Origin of the sequence: Enterobacter sp. JUb54, from assembly GCF_014298075.1 — a bacterium.
Lineage (GTDB): Bacteria > Pseudomonadota > Gammaproteobacteria > Enterobacterales > Enterobacteriaceae > Klebsiella > Klebsiella lignicola.
Genome location: NZ_CP060418.1, coordinates 174,499 through 193,575, shown reverse-complemented (window position 1 = coordinate 193,575; position 19,077 = coordinate 174,499). Strand labels below are relative to the sequence as shown.

Annotated in this window: 13 protein-coding genes and 1 tRNA gene; 6 read left to right on the top strand and 8 right to left on the bottom strand. The window is 53.5% G+C overall.

Going from position 1 to position 19,077, the window contains the following annotated elements:
- Positions 1-205: 205 nt before the first annotated feature.
- The 3 genes from fadJ to HF679_RS00855 form a co-directional block, all read right to left on the bottom strand.
- Entirely contained in the window at positions 206-2,350 is a 2,145-nt protein-coding gene (gene fadJ / locus HF679_RS00865) for a fatty acid oxidation complex subunit alpha FadJ (protein WP_123755286.1), read from the bottom strand.
- Positions 2,350-3,660: an acetyl-CoA C-acyltransferase FadI gene (gene fadI / locus HF679_RS00860; RefSeq protein WP_123755287.1), complete on the bottom strand. Its 1,311-nt coding sequence runs from the start codon at positions 3,658-3,660 to the stop codon at positions 2,350-2,352. Before fadI ends, fadJ begins: the two co-directional genes overlap by 1 nt.
- A gap of 155 nt (positions 3,661-3,815) precedes the next feature.
- Entirely contained in the window at positions 3,816-4,100 is a 285-nt protein-coding gene (locus tag HF679_RS00855) for a YfcZ/YiiS family protein (RefSeq protein WP_123755288.1), read from the bottom strand.
- Positions 4,101-4,472: 372 nt separating this feature from the next.
- Between HF679_RS00855 and fadL the strand changes: the two genes are divergently transcribed.
- The gene (fadL, locus tag HF679_RS00850) at positions 4,473-5,795 is read left to right on the top strand and encodes a long-chain fatty acid transporter FadL (protein ID WP_174507773.1); all 1,323 of its coding nucleotides are present in this window, start codon (positions 4,473-4,475) and stop codon (positions 5,793-5,795) included.
- A 62-nt stretch (positions 5,796-5,857) separates the two neighbouring features.
- Here fadL and mlaA read toward each other — a convergent pair whose 3' ends face one another.
- Positions 5,858-6,619 (bottom strand): phospholipid-binding lipoprotein MlaA, encoded by a 762-nt coding sequence (gene mlaA, locus HF679_RS00845; RefSeq protein WP_123755290.1) that lies wholly within the window; start codon positions 6,617-6,619, stop codon positions 5,858-5,860.
- A gap of 265 nt (positions 6,620-6,884) precedes the next feature.
- On the opposite strand from mlaA, the gene HF679_RS00840 reads away from it, so the two are divergent.
- Complete coding sequence (locus tag HF679_RS00840; RefSeq protein WP_187042500.1) at positions 6,885-7,790, top strand: formate/nitrite transporter family protein; 906 nt, start codon at positions 6,885-6,887, stop codon at positions 7,788-7,790.
- Positions 7,791-7,864: 74 nt separating this feature from the next.
- Positions 7,865-7,939: transfer RNA gene (locus HF679_RS00835), tRNA-Arg, on the top strand.
- Between the two features lie 50 nt (positions 7,940-7,989).
- On the opposite strand, the gene pgtA is transcribed toward HF679_RS00835, so the two are convergent.
- From pgtA to pgtC, 3 genes are read right to left on the bottom strand one after another with little or no spacing between them, the layout of a single operon-like run.
- The gene (gene pgtA / locus HF679_RS00830; RefSeq protein WP_154144183.1) at positions 7,990-9,237 is read right to left on the bottom strand and encodes a two-component system response regulator PgtA; all 1,248 of its coding nucleotides are present in this window, start codon (positions 9,235-9,237) and stop codon (positions 7,990-7,992) included.
- The gene (gene pgtB, locus HF679_RS00825) at positions 9,227-11,221 is read right to left on the bottom strand and encodes a two-component system sensor histidine kinase PgtB (RefSeq protein WP_187042499.1); all 1,995 of its coding nucleotides are present in this window, start codon (positions 11,219-11,221) and stop codon (positions 9,227-9,229) included. The genes pgtA and pgtB overlap by 11 nt, the downstream gene beginning before the upstream one ends.
- 11 nt (positions 11,222-11,232) lie before the next feature.
- Positions 11,233-12,387: a phosphoglycerate transport regulator PgtC gene (pgtC, locus tag HF679_RS00820; protein ID WP_123755529.1), complete on the bottom strand. Its 1,155-nt coding sequence runs from the start codon at positions 12,385-12,387 to the stop codon at positions 11,233-11,235.
- Between the two features lie 470 nt (positions 12,388-12,857).
- On the opposite strand from pgtC, the gene pgtP reads away from it, so the two are divergent.
- The 3 genes from pgtP to HF679_RS00805 all read left to right on the top strand — a co-directional run bounded on the left by pgtP (position 12,858) and on the right by HF679_RS00805 (position 18,014).
- On the top strand, positions 12,858-14,246 hold the full coding sequence (gene pgtP, locus HF679_RS00815; protein WP_123755294.1) for a phosphoglycerate transporter PgtP: 1,389 nt from the start codon (positions 12,858-12,860) through the stop codon (positions 14,244-14,246).
- A gap of 267 nt (positions 14,247-14,513) precedes the next feature.
- Positions 14,514-16,919, top strand: coding sequence for a membrane-bound PQQ-dependent dehydrogenase, glucose/quinate/shikimate family (locus tag HF679_RS00810; RefSeq protein WP_187042498.1), 2,406 nt, complete (start codon positions 14,514-14,516; stop codon positions 16,917-16,919).
- A gap of 294 nt (positions 16,920-17,213) precedes the next feature.
- Entirely contained in the window at positions 17,214-18,014 is an 801-nt protein-coding gene (locus tag HF679_RS00805) for a MipA/OmpV family protein (RefSeq protein ID WP_174507744.1), read from the top strand.
- Here HF679_RS00805 and cynR read toward each other — a convergent pair.
- The gene (gene cynR, locus HF679_RS00800; protein WP_123755296.1) at positions 18,002-18,913 is read right to left on the bottom strand and encodes a transcriptional regulator CynR; all 912 of its coding nucleotides are present in this window, start codon (positions 18,911-18,913) and stop codon (positions 18,002-18,004) included. The two genes, HF679_RS00805 and cynR, sit on opposite strands and share 13 nt — an antisense overlap.
- Positions 18,914-19,077 lie beyond the last annotated feature (164 nt).

Below are 19,077 nucleotides of genomic sequence, written 5' to 3'. Positions count from 1 at the left end.
CACCGCTTTTGTTAACCAGAAGCACCGCAGTCTTACCTGCATAGAAAGCACGCAGTCGACCCGGTGGCCGGGCATTGTGCCTGATTCATCCAACGAATGAAACGCTGTTTTTTACCTCAATGGCGTAAGTATAGTCAATGATCGTTTACAAAACAGCCAACCAACAGCGTCGTTCATCGCCGGAATTATCTTCTTTGACCAAAACTTAGGTCGTCCGTTCGCCAGTGGGCCAAAAGGTTGCCCCCTGCTCGGCCATGCGCAATAAATTTTCACATGGTGTAAAACGTGGACCGTACTGAGCGGCCAGACGTTGCAAGATGGCAACAACTTCACCCGCGCCGAGCGTATCCATATAACGGAACGGGCCGCCAAGGAACGGCGGGAAGCCAATACCAAACACCGCACCGATGTCGCCATCGCGTGCGCTGCGAATCACCTGCTCATCGAAGCAACGCGCGGCTTCGTTAAGCATCATCATCACGCAACGCTCGGTAATCTGCTGCGCGGATAAACGCGCCTGCGGGGCAGAAACACCCAGCAGCGAATAAACGGCGGCATCAGGTCGTTTTTTGCTTGTACGCCCTTTTGTCTCATAAAGATAGAAACCACGGCTATTTTTTCTACCTTTGCGATCGTCCTTCAAGATCGCATCAATGATATTTGCAGGCGGACTAAAACGTTCTCCCCAGGCAGACTCCAGAACCGGGATAATTTTGGTGCCGGTATCGATCCCGACCTCGTCCAGTAACTGAATGGGCCCCACCGGAAAACCGAACTTCACCAACGACTTATCGATATGTTCAATGGGCTCACCTTCTGTCAGCAAGCGCATCGCCTCGTTGACGTAAGGCGCCAGAATACGGTTCACGTAGAAGCCCGCTTTATCGGCCACCACAATCGGGGTTTTGCCTTGCAGTTTGGCCAGTTTCACCACCGTCGCTATCGTTTGCTGATCGGTATTTTGGTGAGGGATCACTTCGACCAGCGGCATTTTTTCGACCGGGCTAAAGTAATGCAGACCAATGACCTGCTGAGGCCGCGCGGCCTGGGCCGCGATATCGCCGATCGGCAGTGACGAAGTGTTTGAAGCGAAGATAGTCTCCGGGCCGCAGTGCGCTTCGACTTCTGCCACCATCTGCTGTTTCAGCGCTAAATCTTCAAATACGGCTTCAATCACCACATCACGATGGGCAAATCCTTGATAATCCGTGGAACCTGACATCAGCGCTAGCTGGCGATCCCGCTCGCTGGCCCGCAAATAGCGACGACGAACCTGCTTGTCGAGCAGCTCCCAGCTGTATTTCAACGCATGATTGATGCCACGGGTCTGAATATCTTTGATACGCACCGGCAGCCCGCCTTTGCTGGCGGTCACATAAGCAATCCCCCCGCCCATCAGACCGCCGCCGAGGATCCCGATACTGCGTAACGGGGCGGCCTGCGCATCGGCTCCGCGATCTTTCTTCAGATCCGTACTGGCGAAAAATATCGAGCGTAAAGCTTGCGACTGCGGCGTCATTGCCAGCTCACCAAAGGCGCGCGCCTCCTCGGCGTAGCCGCTGCTACAGCCGTGGGCTAACCCATTTTCAATGACCTGCAGAATACGTTCGGCAGCAGGATAGTTGCCCTGCGTTTTCTGCCGCGTCTTTTTCCCCACCAAATGGAACAGCAGGCTGCGCCCCAGCGGCCCGGCCAGCACCCGCTCGCGTACCGGCACATTGCGGCTGGCCGGACGCTCTTTCAGCGCCAGCTCAACCGCCGTCTGCAGCAGGATAGCCTGCGGGACCACATCATCGACCAGGCCCGCCTTGAGCGCCTGTCGTGGGCGAAGCTGTTTACCGGTCAGGATCATCTCCAACGCGCTGCTGACGCCAATCAGACGCGGGAGTCGTTGAGTACCGCCGGAGCCCGGCAGCAGGCCCAGCTGCACCTCCGGCAGGCCTAAGCGCGTTTTGTCATCGTCGCTGCACACCCGGCCATGACAGGCCAGCGCCAGTTCGAGACCGCCGCCGAGGCAGGCGCCATGAATCGCGGCAATCACCGGGATCGTCAGGCCGTGGATCTCGGCCATAATCTGCTGTCCCTGGCGAGCCAGGGCTTCAGCTTCTTGTGCGCTGGTACAGCGGGCAATCATGTTGATATCCGCTCCGGCAATAAAGTTGTCCGGTTTGGCGGAAATCAGCACCACGCCGCGCAGGGATTTATTGTCGCGGATCTGGCGAACGATCGCCCGTACCTGCTGGCCAAACTCCGCCTTCAGGGTGTTCATCTTTTCACCCGGCGTGTCGATGGTGATCACCGCCACGTTGTCCGGGCGAATATCAAGCGTAAATGCCGATGCCATTTCCATTATTCGGCCTCCAGAATCATCGCCGCGCCAAGCCCGCCCGCCGCACAGGCGGTGACCAGACCAAATCCACCACCTCTGCGCCGCAGTTCATGCAGCGTCTGAGTGATCATTCGCGCGCCGGTGGCGGCGAAGGGGTGCCCGTAAGCGATGGAACCGCCCAGCACGTTAAATTTGCTCTCATCCACTTCCCCGGTGGCCTGCGAGCGGCCCAGGACTTCGCGGGCGAAACGGTCGCTGGCAAGACATTGCAGATTCGCCAGCGTTTGCGCAGCAAAAGCTTCATGCATGTCGATCAACGTTAAATCAGCCAGCGTCAACCCCGCCCGCTCCAGCGCCAGCGGCGTTGACCAGGCCGGCCCCAGGAGCATGTCCTGGCGCACATCAATGGCGGTAAAGGCGTAGCTGCGCAGGTAGCCCAGCGGGGTTAATCCCAGCGATCTGGCGCGGGATTCGGTCATCATGATGACTGCCGCCGCGCCGTCGGTTAACGGCGTACTGTTGGCGGCGGTGACCGTCCCATGCTTGCGATCGAATGCCGGCCGTAACTTTTGGTAATCAGCCAGAGTTGAATTTTTACGAATGTTGTTGTCATTTTCCAGCGGCTCGCGGAACGGCGGCGCATAGGCGGTCATCACTTCTGCCGCTAGCTTGCCCTCTTCCCAGGCTTTGGCGGCCAACTGGTGTGAACGATGCGCCAGCGCATCCTGCTGTTCGCGGGTAATGCCCCAGCTTTTCGCCATCTGCTCCGCGGTATCGCCCATGCGTAATCCGGTCGAATATTCCGCCACCGCGGGCGGTACCGGTAAAAGATCGCGCAGACGTAGCCGGGAGAACAGCTTCAGGCGCTGTCCGAGGGTTCGTGCTTTATTGGCGTCCACCAGCGTGCGGGCCAGTTTTTTACTGACGCCGATAGGTAATACGGAGGAAGAGTCAGCACCGCCGGCAATACCGGCGTTGATAGTCCCGGCCATCAGGCTTTCCGCCACGTTGGCAACGGCCTGAAAACTGGTGGCGCAGGCGCGGCTCACGCTGTAGGCATCGGTGTGCACGCTCATGCCGGTACCAAGCACAATTTCGCGAGCAATATTAGGAGCTTCCGGCATCTGAACCACCTGGCCAAACACCAGTTGTTCAATCATTTCCGGGGGGATGTCGCTGCGAGCCAGCATTTCACTGATGACCATTTTTCCCAAATCGACGGCGGGAACACCGTGAAATACCGTTGCCTGACGGGCAAACGGGGTACGTAAACCGCTGACAATGGCAATGCGATCGCCCTGACGGGTGACAAGCGGTAATGCCTGACTCATGACTTTCCCCTGTTAACCGATAAAACCAAGTGGTCTGACCTGATAACAGTTTTAACTAATTTTTTACATTAAGCCAATCGGTGAAGAGAAAAAGTGGGAGCCAAAACACATTGAATGGAAAAGAGAACGCCCCGCAGATGGGGGCGTTGGGGGAATTAACGCAGGCCGAGCTGGAAAATCAGGGTTTCAGCTTCGCAGCTGAAAACAAAATCGATGTCCATCTGTACGCCGCCTTCGACATCAGTAAATGTCGGGGTGATTTTGCACGGCTCAGACTCCACGCCACGGGCTCTTTCAGTCAACGCAGCAAGCGTTTCGTCTGCTTCAGCGCGGTTGGCAAACACGCGGCTGTAAGAGGCGGTGCAATCGGTGTTGTCCATAATGGTGCCAACATCCATACAGCAGCAAACCGGGGTTTCATCTGCACTAACTTTACTCATCGTAGATTTCCTCTGTATATGCACTCAATGGTGCCAGACAATTAATATGCTTATTTTACGCCCGGCCGGGGGCTGCCTCCAGTCGTTAATGACAACAAAAGTCCTAAGTGACCGAAATCACACTTAAAAATGATCCAAAACAAGAAATACCCGCTTTGGCTAATACCTGTGGGGGCAAATTTGCCAGCTGGATCGCTTTTTTCGCATCACAATTGAAAAATCTCATAAACAAACTTGCAACATCTCATCTGGTCAGACCTATACTCAGCGCACTGGTCTGATTTCTCTGTCGTAAAGCAGACCCTACACTTCGCGCTTCTGTTACGGCATGTAACATAGTTTAAATAAAAATAACTCAATGAGGTTATGGGCATGAGCCAGAAAACCCGCTTTACCCAATCTGCCCTCGCAGTGGCTGTAGCACTTGTTTCAACACAGGCCTGGTCAGCAGGCTTTCAGTTAAACGAATTCTCTTCATCAGGCCTTGGTCGTGCCTATTCCGGTGAAGGTGCAATTGCTGACGATGCGGGCAACGCCAGCCGTAACCCAGCGCTGATTATGATGTTTGATCGCCCGACAATGTCTGCGGGCGCCGTGTTTGTCGATCCGAATGTTAATATTTCCGGCACCTCCCCGACGGGGAAAAGCCTGAATGCGGATAACATTGCGCCAACCGCGTGGGTGCCAAACTTCCACTTTGTTTCCCCGATTAACGATCAGTTCGGTTGGGGGGCGTCAATTACCTCTAACTATGGCCTGGCCACTGAGTATGCTGACGATTATGCAGCCGGTAGCATGGGCGGAAAAACAGACCTCACCACCGCTAACTTCAACCTGAGCGGCGCCTATCGCCTGAACAGCAACTGGAGTTTTGGTTTAGGGTTTGATGCGGTCTATGCGAAAGCGAAGATCGAACGCTATGCGGGCGATTTAGGGCAAATCGTTGCGGGCTCTGGCGCACTGCCGCCGCAGCTGGCAGGCCCGGTATCGCAGATTCCTGCCGATACGCAAATTGCTCACCTCAACGGCAACGCCTGGGGCTTTGGCTGGAACGCCGGTATTCTGTATGAAATTGACAAGAATAACCGTTACGGCTTCACCTACCGTTCAGAAGTCAAAATCGACTTTGATGGTAACTACAAGAGCAGCTTACCGTCAGCCTACAACCAGATCCTCGGTAACTTCGGCCTGCCGGCGGGCACCAACGGTCAAACAACCGATGGTTCTCTGACCCTGAACCTGCCAGAAATGTGGGAGCTGTCCGGTTATAACCGCGTGGCGCCACAGTGGGCCGTTCACTATAGCCTGACCTACACCAGCTGGAGCCAGTTCCAGGAGCTGAAAGCCACCGGCAGCAATGGCGAGACGCTGTTCTATAAAGATGAAAGCTTTAAAGACGCCTATCGCATCGCGCTGGGGACCACCTATTACTATGACGATAACTGGACCTTCCGTACCGGTATCGCCTTCGATGATAGCCCGGTTCCGGCAAGCACCCGTTCTATTTCCATCCCGGATCAGGATCGTCTGTGGCTGAGCGCGGGTACCACCTACGCCTTCAACAAAGATGCTTCCGTTGACGTGGGTGTGTCTTACATGCACGGTCAGCACGTCGAAATTAAAGAAGGTCCTTACACCTTCCGTTCAGAAGGTACCGCGTGGCTGTACGGCGCGAACTTCAACTACCGCTTCTGATAATCTGACGATATAAAAAAGGGTGAACATCATGTTCACCCTTTTTATTTTCTCGCGATGGCTTACTGCGAATCGATATCTTTCAGATCGTCCTGAATCGCCTGAGCGTTCGGGTTATCGGCCGGCGTGAGTTTACCGCCGTTGGCGATAAAGTCATGACGCTGGAAGTACGCTTCGCGCATCAGGATATACGGGTCGGACGACTGGCGCAGCAGGCCGTCAGAATCCAGCAACTGAGCACGGGTCTCGATCCCTTCAACCGCCCACTTACCGATCGACATCGGCCAGGTCAGCCAGGAGAGCACCGGGTACAGGCCATCCGCCATATCACCGCCCTCATCACGCAGCGTGAAGCTGCCATAGAACGGCAGTTGTACATACGGACCATAGCCCACGCCATAGTGACCCAGGGTGCTACCAAAACGGTGCGGTTCAACACGCTGAAGTTTCGGGTTAGCCATACCGGCGACGTCGATCAGGCCGCCCATCCCCAGAAGGGTGTTCAGGAAGAAACGGGTAAAGTGCACCATTCCTTTATAGGGATCGCCCTGCAGGAAGTAGTTCGCCATCACCGCCGGCTCTTCCAGGTTGCTGGTAAAGTTACTCAGCCCGTTACGCGCTGGCTGCGGGACATAATCACGCCAGGCAACGGCAACCGGACGCAGCAGGTACGGGTCCATCACGTTGAAGTTGAAATCAAACATCGTGCGGTTAAACCCTTCAAGCGGGTCCGAACGCCCCTGTGTCCGATCGCCAGAGTTGGAACTGGCGCATCCCACCAGCAATGTGGCGCCAAGCGCGAGCGCCGACAGGCGAAAATTCATAGGTGTCTCCCTGTTAATTTTGGCTATTGCTGCGGGTTCTCCGGGGACGGCATCCTCCTTGAAGATCTCGCCCGAAACACATTGCAATCTGGTGCCTGCATTCAGCATAGCCTTTTTGGCATTATTGTTGCGACCCGATTCTATACATGTTTTGCAATATCCGTATTGCTAAACTTGCCATTACCTAAAAAATAGGAGGTTCTCCTGGACCAGGCGATGGAAATATCTCTACGCTTATGAGAGAGACATCGCTGGAGGACACAATATGGCGTCAGAACCGACATCTCACTCTCACCATGATAGCGAAGATATCGAAGTTGAGAGCGAGGAAAAACAGGATGGCAAAGAGATCGAGGTCAATGAGAAACGCCTGCCCTCCCGCGCCATGGCCACCCATGAAGAGATCCGCCAGGAAGGAGAAAAAGAGCTGGAGCGCGATGCGCTGGCGCTGCTGTGGTCTGCGGTAGCCGCCGGTCTGTCGATGGGAGCGTCGATGGTGGCAAAAGGGATATTCCATGTTCATCTGAGCGACGTTCCCGGCGGTTATTTGCTTGAGAACCTCGGCTATACCTTCGGGTTTGTTATTGTCATCATGGCCCGCCAGCAGTTGTTTACCGAAAACACCGTCACGGCAGTCCTGCCTATTATGCATAAGCCAACGCTCGGTAATTTTGGCCTGTTAATGCGTCTGTGGGGCGTAGTGCTGGCCGGGAATCTGATCGGCACGGCCATTGCCGCGTGGGCCTTTAACCTGATGCCGATATTTGACGATCCCACCCGCCAGGCATTCCAGGATATCAGCTTAAAGGTGATGGAAAATACGCCCATGGAGATGTTCGCCAATGCGATTATTTCCGGCTGGCTGGTCGCCACCATGGTGTGGATGTTCCCCGCAGCCGGCGCGGCGAAAATCGTGGTGATCGTGCTGATGACCTGGCTGATCGCGCTGGCCGATACCACCCATATTGTGATCGGCAGCGTCGAGATTTTTTATCTGATTTTCAACGGCTCGCTGCCGTGGCAGGAGTTTATCTGGCCCTTCGCGCTGCCGACGCTGGCGGGCAACATTTGCGGGGGGACGTTTATTTTTGCCCTGCTGAGCCATGCCCAGATTCGCAACGACATGAGCAACGAGAAAAAAGCGCGGCTCAAGGATGAAAAATGCCCCTAAGTGGCGACACTTTAAGCAGTCAACCCATAGATGCTTAACGTACAAGGAAAAAAACGCTATACTCCCGCCGCTTCGTCCCCTTAGTTAAATGGATATAACGAGCCCCTCCTAAGGGCTAGTTGCAGGTTCGATTCCTGCAGGGGACACCATTCTCCCTCGCTGCCCCTCGTGGAATCAGCATCATTGCAGCCTTGCTCCGCTACATCTTGTAGTGCTCTTTACTCAGACCGTGCTTTTTCATCCGCAGATAAAGCTTTTTGCGCGGGATTTGCAGATACTCAGCGACTTCATTAATCCTTCCCTGATGAATATTCAAAGCCTCAGTAATAATCTGCCGTTCAATTTCGTCGATGCGCCGATCCAGGGGCGTAGGTTCACTGACATGCATCTGGGGATTGGCCACTTCCGCCAGCGGTAAAACACCCACCGCAAACAATTCAGCAGCATTCGCCAGTTCACGGATATTATTTGACCATCCTCTGCGCAACATTCTTTTCAGAACTTCCCCCCCGACTTCGGGAACAGGATGATTAAGACGCTGGCAGGCCTTGTTTAAATAGTAATGAAATAAAGGCTCAATATCATCCAGCCGCTGTGACAAGGGCCGACAGAAAACTTGCGTCATGGCGAAACAGTAATAAAGCTCAGCAACAATATTATTGGCGGCGGCTAACTCAACAAGAGATGAATGACTGATACCAATCAAACGGAACGGACGCTGTTCCAGACTTTGCAGCTGCGCAAGTTGATATTGTTGCTCCCGGCTTAGATTCTCCGGACGACTCAATACCAGCGTGCCGCCATCGGCCTGGGCAACTACCTCCTGAAACATAGCCGTATTTTCAGGCATCACTTCATGGCAGATGAACGGCCCGCTGGCGTTGCGTCCTAGCTGATGGAGATAACGCGCGCCGGTCATACGCCCGGTTCCGGCTTCTCCGTGAAACCAGACGGCAATGTCCGTTTCGCTAAGTTGCTCCAGACGCTGCCGGTAGCGTTGCGTCCATTCGCTGCGCCCCACCAGCTCAACCTGTAACCTTTGCTGATGGCGTAAACGACGGGCTATAACCGACTTTCTGTGGCATAACGCGGTATCAACCAGGGCCAGTAATTTACCGGGTTCTACCGGTTTTTGCAGAAAATCCCATGCGCCTTTTTTCACCGCCTCTACTGCCATCGGAACATCGCCATGACCGGTAATTAATAAGACAGGCAACTGTTTATCATCGCGATGCAGCAGCGTCATTAAATCAATGCCAGAACATCCCGGCATGCAGACATCGCTAAGCACAATCCCAGGCCAGTCTTTCTGCATCCATTGCTGCGCGTCCAGCGGGTTATTACATACAAAAATACGATAACCCGCCTGTTCAAGCAGCAAGGTATAGGCATCCAGTACATCAGCATCATCATCAATCAGCAGAATGGAAAAATCGTTACTCTCCATCGTTTACTTCCGTCATTTTAAATTCCAGCACTACGCAGGCACTTTTTGTTAAGGTCGATGCCAGACGTAGCTCTCCCCCCATCTGCGCCATTAGCGAGACACAGATCGATAAACCAATGCCCAGCCCTACATCCTTACTGGTCGTAAAAGGCTTCAACAGCATCGGCAGCAAATGCTCAGGCCACCCGGGGCCATTATCGGCAATGAATACGCAGCGTGAATGACCATCAGTTTGCCATGTTACGGTAATTTCTGCGCCGCCAGGGCACGCATCCAGAGCGTTCGCCAGAATGTTCACCAGTACTTGCTGCAGGCGAACGTCCTCCCCACACACCCATGCATTTCTCTCGGGCAGAATCATCACTGCTTGTTGCGACTTATGGCGCATGGAGAGTAATTCCCAGGCCGCGGTAAAGGTTTGAGTTAAGTCGACAGGTTGCAACGCAAGATCCTGATCCGCACGCCGCGTGAATTGCCGCAAAGAGCGTATGATGGCGCCAATCCGGCTAACCACCCCTTCTCCTTTGAGCAAGGTGGTTTTGGCCTGTTCAGTCTGGCCCATATCGATAGCGCGGCCCGCAGTATAGAGATACATTGATAACGCATTCAGTGGCTGATTAATTTCATGAGCAAGCGTGGTCATGGTTTGCCCGACCATCGCCAGTTTTGCCGCCTGAATCAGTCCATCCTGCGTAGAGCGTAAATCCTCTTCAATGGCTTTACGCTCGGTAATTTCCTGCTCCAGCTGCCGTTTCTGGGAGTTTAACAGGCCAAGCGTATGCCGCAGTAAACCGGCAATTCGCCCGAGTTCATCCCGGCCATACACGGGAATATCAGTCGTCGTCGTGCCCAGCCCAATCTGCACAACTGCCTGATTCAACGCGGTAAACCGCTTAACCAATCGCGATCGAATAAAATAGTGGTTCAATGCCCATGCCAGTAAAAGTGCGAGAAATGTCGCCACCAGAATTAACCCGCCACTCACGCGAACAATCTGCTCCATTCGCTGATTAAACCGCTGCATTTGCTGATGACTATTGCCCAGCTGTGTTTCCAGCAATATCCGAAATCGCCCCAGCGTCGCTTCACGGGTGCGGCTGACATCAATGAGCGCTTTTTGCGCAGCAACATAATCACGCATGGTGTTGGGCATATTGCTTTTAACCATGCCGATTTCCAGCAGCTCATCGATGGTTTGTCGCAGAGTGATGGTGCTGGGCCAATCATCCAGCGCCCGTATATTTTCATCGGCCGTTTTTTTGAGATTCTCAAGATAGCGAATATGCGTCTCGACCAACATCTCGTAGTCATTCCCGGATTTCAGCTCGTTTAAGCGATCGCGAAGATCGTCAACAATCTGATTTTCAATTCGTGAGAGCGTATAGACCTGCTGTTGCTCATTCTGAACTTCCCGTGAGCGCTTCAGATATTGCGCGGTATCGCCCTGCCGGGTTTCTATTTGATCAAGCAGCGTTCCCTGTTGCCAGGTAAAATCCTGTACCAGCGAATGAAGTTCGGTCGTGAAATCATCATGCAGCCAATCAATCCTGGCGGAGAGTTCACTGACCTTTTCGCGCACCAGAAACATGTTATAGAGCGCCCTGTCCAGCTCGGACAACAATTTCCGGCTATCCTGCAAAATCATCGAAAGTTGCTGTTGCTCTTCGGGCGTCAGGCCCTGGCTGAGCCGCTCAATCTTATCTAATTGTTGGATAATCTGATTTCGCAACTGCAAACGCACCGTGGTGTTAGGTGCCAGTAAAAACTCGTTTAACTGATCGACGGCCAGATTTAAGCTTCCCTCAATCTGAAAAGCAGAATGGATACGCGGAAAATACTCATCAAGTGAATAACGGATCTGCGAACTTTGCTCATGCCATGAGTAAAGGCTGACGCTACTGACAATCAGAGTCAGAAGCGCCCCGATTAAAAACGCGCCGCGTAGGCTATTGCTGATGCTCATTTGCCGCAAACGTTGCAGCATCGACCGGCCCGTCATTTCAACTCTTCCAGTTTAGCGATCGCTTGTCGCTGGTTTTTCAGAAACCAAAGTTGCCATTCCATCATTTGTTGCTCTGCAAAACTTTTATTATCGAACTGCGCCAGCCAGGCTTCATCTTCACTGCTTGCAGGATCAACCGGCACGCGGGTGAGCAACGAACGAATTTCAGGCAAAGGACGTTTAAGCCGCGCTTCCGCACTGTGCAACGCCCGCCAGGCATCTTTTAATTGCGCGAGGCGAAAGCTAATCGCCGTATCAAACATGCGCTGTACCAACCGCTGACGTTTCAGTATCAGGCGATAGTTCAACGGCGGCTGATTCATCAACACAGCCTGCTGCGCGGCTCTTGGATTATCAGAACTCAGTGGCGTGACCGGGTATTTACCGGTATTGGCATCGGCGAGGATCAGTTGGCCTTCAGGGCTGAGCAGGTAACGAATGAAACGCCTTGCTTCACCTGCATGCTGGCTTTTCTTGAGCACCGCAACATAGGTAGGAGAGACCGCCGATTGAGGAAAATAGCTAAAGGTTAAATGCGGATCGTTTAAGAGTAAATTGGCATAGTTATCGATAACCGGGCCGGCCACGCCCAGCCCGCTCTTAATTTTATCGGCGACGCCAAAACTTCTCGATGAAATCGTCACCAAATTACCGGAACTCGCCAGCAGCGTTTCCCAGCCCTGGGCCCAGCCTTTTTGCTGCAACAGCGCTTCAATCATCAAATGGTTGGTATCAGACCGGGACGGGCTGCTCATCAGCAAAGCCCCCTGATAGTACGGCTGCATCAAATCATCCCAATCTGTGGGAGCGGGAAGATGGCGGGCTGCCAGCGCAGAGCGGTTAATTAACAGGCCAAACCCCGAGATCGCCACCGCAACGGAGGTGGAGCGAATCGACTCAGGCACCAGGCGTTGGCTGTTCCGGGGAACCTCTTCCAGCAGCGCAAGCTTTTGATGTTCTTGAAGATGCTGTAGCAGCATCGGTGAGGAGGTCAGAATGAGGTCGACATTTTCAGCACTGGAGGTATCCAGTAACTGCTCCAGAGAAGCGCTGGTACGGTTGAGCGTCCGAATCATCACGGAGTCGGGCTGCGTTTGCCAGCGCTGAATAATCCACGCGGTCGCACTGGGTGAAAACGTTGTCGCCATAACCAGTTCGCCATGTTGTGCCAGCGCCGGTCTGGAAAGCAGAACCAGCGATAATAAAACGCCGATTTTGCACAGTGCTCTGACCTGGTGACAAAACATGATTGTGATCCCTCTCATAAATTCCAATTTTCCGCGAAATAAAAATTGTGGCAAAACTTACCCGTTTTTAATTATCCGTAATGATGGCGGCGAACACGGAGTTATCTACGCAATCCTTGAGGATACGTAATAAGGATACCAGATGATGGTTGTCTAATTTGTTAATAGCCGCACAAGACCAAGCTAAATCTGATATCAAAAAGAATAATAACTCAGTCAGTCATTAATTATTGAGTCAAAAATGTCCAGTCGACTCACTAATTTGAGTCACTTTTGACACGTTACGTGAACTTGAAGGCAGAAGGTAATTACCGCACTCTTCATGTCTATTACTCCTGCCGTCTATATCAATTAAAAGTACAGGTGACAACATGTTATCAATATTTAAAACAGGACAAGCCGCAGATAAAATTCCTGCGGAGAAAGTTCAGGAAACCTATAGCCGATACCGTATGCAAGCATTGCTTAGCGTATTTTTAGGATATCTGGCGTATTATATTGTACGTAATAACTTCACACTCTCAACGCCTTATTTAAAAGAGCAATTAGATCTCAGCGCGACCCAGATAGGTTTACTCAGCAGCTGTATGCTTATTGCCTATGGTATCAGCAAAGGCGTAATGAGTAGTCTGGCAGATAAAGCCAGCCCGAAAGTATTTATGGCTGCGGGTTTGGTACTGTGCGCCATCGTCAACGTGGGCCTGGGCTTCAGTACCGCCTTCTGGATTTTCGCCGCGCTGGTTATTCTTAATGGTCTGTTTCAGGGGATGGGCGTTGGCCCCTCTTTTATTACCATTGCAAACTGGTTCCCTCGCCGGGAACGCGGGCGTGTAGGGGCCTTCTGGAATATTTCTCATAACGTCGGCGGGGGTATTGTCGCACCAATCGTTGGGGCCGGATTTGCTATTCTGGGCAGCGAGCACTGGCAAAGCGCAAGCTATATTGTTCCGGCCTGCGTCGCCGTCATTTTTGCATTAGTGGTGCTGGTGCTGGGTAAAGGTTCTCCGCGTAAGGAAGGTCTCCCCACGCTGGAAGAGATGATGCCGGAAGAAAAAGTGGTACTCAAAACTCACCCTACGACAAAAGCACCAGAGAATATGACGGCGTTCCAAATATTCTGCACCTACGTCTTACGCAATAAGAATGCATGGTACGTCTCACTGGTCGACGTTTTCGTCTACATGGTGCGATTCGGTATGATCAGCTGGCTGCCTATTTACCTGCTTACGGTCAAACACTTTTCCAAAGAACAGATGAGTGTTGCGTTCCTGTTTTTTGAATGGGCCGCGATCCCCTCTACGCTCCTGGCTGGTTGGTTATCCGACAAGCTCTTCAAAGGGCGTCGTATGCCACTGGCGATGATCTGCATGGCGCTGATTTTTGTTTGCCTTATCGGCTACTGGAAAAGTGAATCTTTGCTGATGGTCACTGTTTTTGCCGCCATCGTAGGCTGTCTGATTTATGTCCCGCAATTTCTTGCTTCTGTGCAAACAATGGAAATTGTACCCAGCTTTGCGGTGGGCTCCGCAGTGGGTTTACGTGGTTTTATGAGCTACATCTTTGGCGCCTCACTGGGTACCAGTCTGTTTGGCGTCATGGTTGATAAAATGGGCTGGCACGGTGGTTTTTATCTGCTGATGGGCGGGATTGTCTGCTGTATTTTGTTCTGCTATCTGTCTCATCGCGGAGCGCTGGAGCTCGAACTGCAGCGTAAAAAAGACGCTGAGGAAGCGTCCTCTCTGCAGCTGGCTGACGCCTGATTTTACATTCCTCGCAGGGAGGATTCCCTATACCTCCCTGCGCTACTTTTCTGCCCCCCGCCTCTATTTGTTATACATTTAATGCTCATAAGTTTTACATTTATCTTACAAATAAATAAACTTTCTTACGTTGTAGGCGCAGGCACTTCCCCTTCGGATTACCCACCATAACAACAGGATCTCAGGCGGCTAACGTCCTTAGCAGGATGATACGCCAGCCCACTGAGCAAAAAAGCGTTACACGATTGACTTTGTATGGGATGCACAATGGACGAACAAAAAAACAGAGGTGGAGGCGTGTTCTTTACGCTCTACCGCTTACTCTTCGTATTACTCAGTGTTGGCACTGGGCTGTTTTTAACCATCTGGGGCGGCAAGCTCCTGTCACTGGGCGGCAGCGCCTGGTATCTGATCGCCGGACTGGCGTATCTGGTTATCGCGGTAGGCTATCTGTTGCGTCGTAAATTTGCCCTCCCCCTTTCCATTATTACCTTTGTTTTAACCCTTATCTGGGCGCTCTATGAAGTGCAGTTCAGCTACTGGGGACTGATCCCGCGTCTGGTCGTTCCCGCGCTCTTATTAATGCTCGCCCTGTGGCTGACCACGACGCTTCCGGTTAAACGCACGCTGGTGCGCAACGCCAATCGCAGCGCAACGGTGATTCTTGTTGCCCTGCTGGCTACGCTGGTTTCAGCATTCTTCCCACACGGTGGCATTCATAATGGTGTTGTCGACACCCACGCAAGCAAAGAACCCACGCTGGTGCCCAAAAGTGATAACTGGGAATTCTTTGGCCGCGATGCCTCCGGTACGCGTTATGCGCCATACACGGATATCACGCCAGAAAATGTGAAAGACCTGAAAGTGGCGTGGACATACCACACCGGTCGCCGCTTAACCGGGCCGGGTATCGGTGTAGACGAAAACACGCCGCTGCAAATTGGCGACACTCTCTATTCCTGTACCCCGCTGAACGTGGTAACGGCTATTGATGCCGATACCGGTAAAGCCCGCTGGCGCTTTGATCCGCACGCGCAGACCGCAGAACATGTAACCTGCCGCGGTGTAGGTTATTACGATGCACAGAAAGATGACTCGCTGAACGCGCAAGAGAAAGCCAGCCCGGCGCTTCAGCAGTGCCCTCAGCGTATTATCATCTCTACCGTCGATGCCCGCCTGATTGCCCTGAACGCCAAAACCGGCGAGCTGTGCGATGGCTTTGGTGACAATGGCAGCGTCGATCTGAAACAGGGTATGGGCGATACGGAAAACAGCAAACGTTATCACCCAACGTCCATTCCGATGATCATGGGGCACATCGCCGTTATTGGTGGCTGGGTGCGTGATATCGTGCACGGTGAACCTTCAGGTGTTGTTCGCGCTTATGATGTCCGCACCGGCGATATCGTTTGGGCCTGGGATGTCGGCCAGCCGGAAAATATCACTGACCCGGAAAAAGCCCGCGCGTATACGCTGGAAACGCCCAACGTCTGGACGGTTCCAGGTTTCGATAAAGAGCTGAATCTGGTGTATCTACCTACCGGTAACGGCCCGCCAGACTACTGGGGCGGCGACCGTAACCAAGCCAAAGAGAAATACGGTTCATCTGTGGTAGCCGTTGATGCCAGCACCGGTGAGACCAAATGGGTCTTCCAGACGGTTCACCATGATATCTGGGACTACGATTTACCGTCTCAGCCGGTTCTGTTCCACATGAAGAACGAGAAAGGCGAAGAGATCCCGGTGCTGATTCAGACCACCAAAACCGGGCAGATCTACGTTCTTGACCGCCGCACCGGGAAACCGGTAACCAAAGTGGAAGAGATCCCTGTTCCGCATCAGGGCGCAGAGGGCGAACGCCTTTCTACTACTCAACCGTTCTCCACCGGGATGCCGCAACTGGGCGTTGACCCGCTGACCGAGAAATCAATGTGGGGCGTGACGCCGTTCGATCAGCTGATTTGTCGTATCGACTTTAAAGAGTCGACCTATCTCGGCATGTATACCCCACCGTCCGAAAAACCCTATATCGAATGGCCAAGCCTGCTGGGCGGCATGAACTGGGGTGGCATCACTATCGATGAGCGTACCGGTACGCTGTTCGTCAACGATATGCGTATGCCACTGCGGATGTCGCTGGTACGCCAACAAGATATGGCGAAATACCATGTGTCGACCGATGAAGTGCCTGGCTTTATGGGTACTGTTCGTCCTCAGGTCGCTGGCCCTTATGGCGGCGTACGTATCGATATTCTGCAATCCGCGCTGGGCGTACCCTGTAATACCCCGCCGTTTGGCACCATGAGCGCTATCGATCTGAATACGCGTCAACTAGTGTGGCAGGTGCCGCTGGGTTCCGTCGAAGATACCGGCCCGCTGGGCATGAAAACGCATATGCACATTCCGCTGGGAATGCCGACGCTGGGTGGCCCTACCTCAACAGCATCCGGTCTGGTGTTCTTTGCCGGCACACAGGATAACTACCTGCGTGCACTTGACTCGGCGACCGGTAAAGAGTTGTGGAGAGCTCGCCTGCCAGTTGGTGCTGTCGCCGCGCCGCTTATCTACAAATCACCGAAGACAGGGAAAGAGTACGTGGTTATTTCTGCAGGCGGTGCCAGCCACTCGCCGGATGTAGGTGACGACATTATCGCTTACGCGCTTGAAGATTAAGTTCTGACAGCCAAAAAGCCCGGCAGCGTTTAACGCTGTCGGGCTTTTTCATTCTACCCAGTGCGCGAGCCGTCACCGGGTCAGCAATATATTCAACCTGCCCGTAGTAACGATCCACTTCATCAATAATTCGACTGACTTCGTCCCGGAAAAACGCCCGTCACAAATTAAGAAAAAACAAAAAACCGGCCCACGGAGTGGGCTGCGCTGGTATATATTCACATTGGCAGTGCTTCATGTACAAAGCATCTGCATGTTTTCGCGCCATATTCCCTGATCATATTTGGAACCCGGATGAAACCATTTCGCTATTCTGCCGCTGCCCTCTGCTCCCTGATGTTGTGCTCTTCGCCCGCCAGCGCCGAGGTTGACCTGGGTTCCATCGATATCTTTTCCGGAAATAACCCTGACAGCCCGGTACCAAAAGGGTTTGTGCTGGGTGCCGCCGCCATTAGCGGAACGGCTCGCTACCAGAAGCAGGACAACGATACCTATTTCATTCCCGGTGGCCTCTACTTTGGCGATCAGTTTATCTATCTCGGCGATCGCGCCCGTTACTACTTCCATATTGACGACAAAGTGGCTTTTTACGGATATGGCCGCTGGCGCTTTGGCAACCTCGATCCCAGCGATGATGCTGCTTTCAAAGGCATGGAGAAACGCAAAGGCGAGTTTGAAGCGGGGATCGGCGCAACGCTCATCACCCCCTACGCGCTGCTGAGCGCCCGTCTCAGCTCTGACGTGACAGGCCGCAGCGATGGGCAAGAACTGCTGCTGTGGGCAGATTTCCCGATCATCAAAGATAATCTGCTGGTGATGCCTGGCATGGGGCTGATGATCCGCAGCAGCAATATGGCGAACTACTATTTCGGCGGCATCTCGGCCAGCGAAGCGACTCCGCAACGCCAGCAGTGGGATACCGGCACCACCGTCTCGCCAATGGCGGCGATTATCACCAGCTACCGTTTCAGCCCCCACTGGGTCGGCATGTTCGCAGCAAACTACGAACTGTATGACAAAGACATCGCCGACAGCCCTATCGTGCAGCACAACGGCGAGCTCTATGGCATTCTCGCCGTCGGCTATACCTGGTAAGCGTGGGCGGCTCCGGTCTTCAGCTCCCCGGCTATCTGTAATGTCAGGGCGCTAAATGCCCGCGCGGCGGCGCTCTGCCAGGCTGCTTTGTGCTGTAACAAACAGGCGGTCCTCTCCAGCAGTAGCGGGGTAAGTTCCACCGCCACCAGATCGTCACGATCCCGCACGATGGCCGCCGGTAACAGCGTCGCCAGTTGGGTCCGCTGAATCACGGTCAGTACCGCGCTGATGGAGTTGGCCTCCATCTGAATCTTCGGCTGAACATGATGCTGCCGACAGTAGCGATCGATTTGTTCGCGGGTGGCAAACTCCTCGCTCAATAAAATCAACGCCTGCTGATTCAGGGCCTCCAGCTTTACCCGCCGCTGCTCCGCCAGCGGATGATGACGCCCCACTACCAGCGCCAGCGTTTCGCTGAGCAAAGGCGTCGCGACAATATCCGCCGAACCAACGTCGCTAAAGGCAATTCCGGCATCCAGCTCATCATTCAGTAACAGCGCTTCCATTCGGTCCTGCGGCATTTCTCGCATCGTCAGCGTGATATTGGGGTAACGCTGATAAAACGCCGCCACCAGCGGCCCCATAAAATAGGTCGTGAAGGTCGGCGTCATCGCTACCCGTAACGAGCCCCGCTGCAGGTCCTCCACATCATGGATCGCCCGTCTGCCCTCTTCCAGATCCTGCATGACCCGACGAGCGTAAATGAGCCAGGCTTCTCCGGCATCCGTCAACCGAGTGTGACGCCCGCTGCGGTCAAAAAGCTGCGTCCCCAGCGACGCTTCAAGCTGGCGAATTTGTTGCGACAGCGCCGGCTGCGAAACATGCAGCGCCGTTGCCGCGCGGGTAAAGCCGCGGTGTTCCGCGACCGCCAGAAAACAGGTGAGATGACGTAGCAACATGCGATTTCCCATAAGCAAAACAAATCGAGTTAATCATAAATAAGTCTTTTAACTTATGAAACAACCTGCGTACCCTGTTTGTGTACTCAGCCGCAACGCTTCCCCTTCGCCACTCGCTTGTTTCTCTCTTCAGGAGCCGCTATGTCTGTTCATCACCACCATCT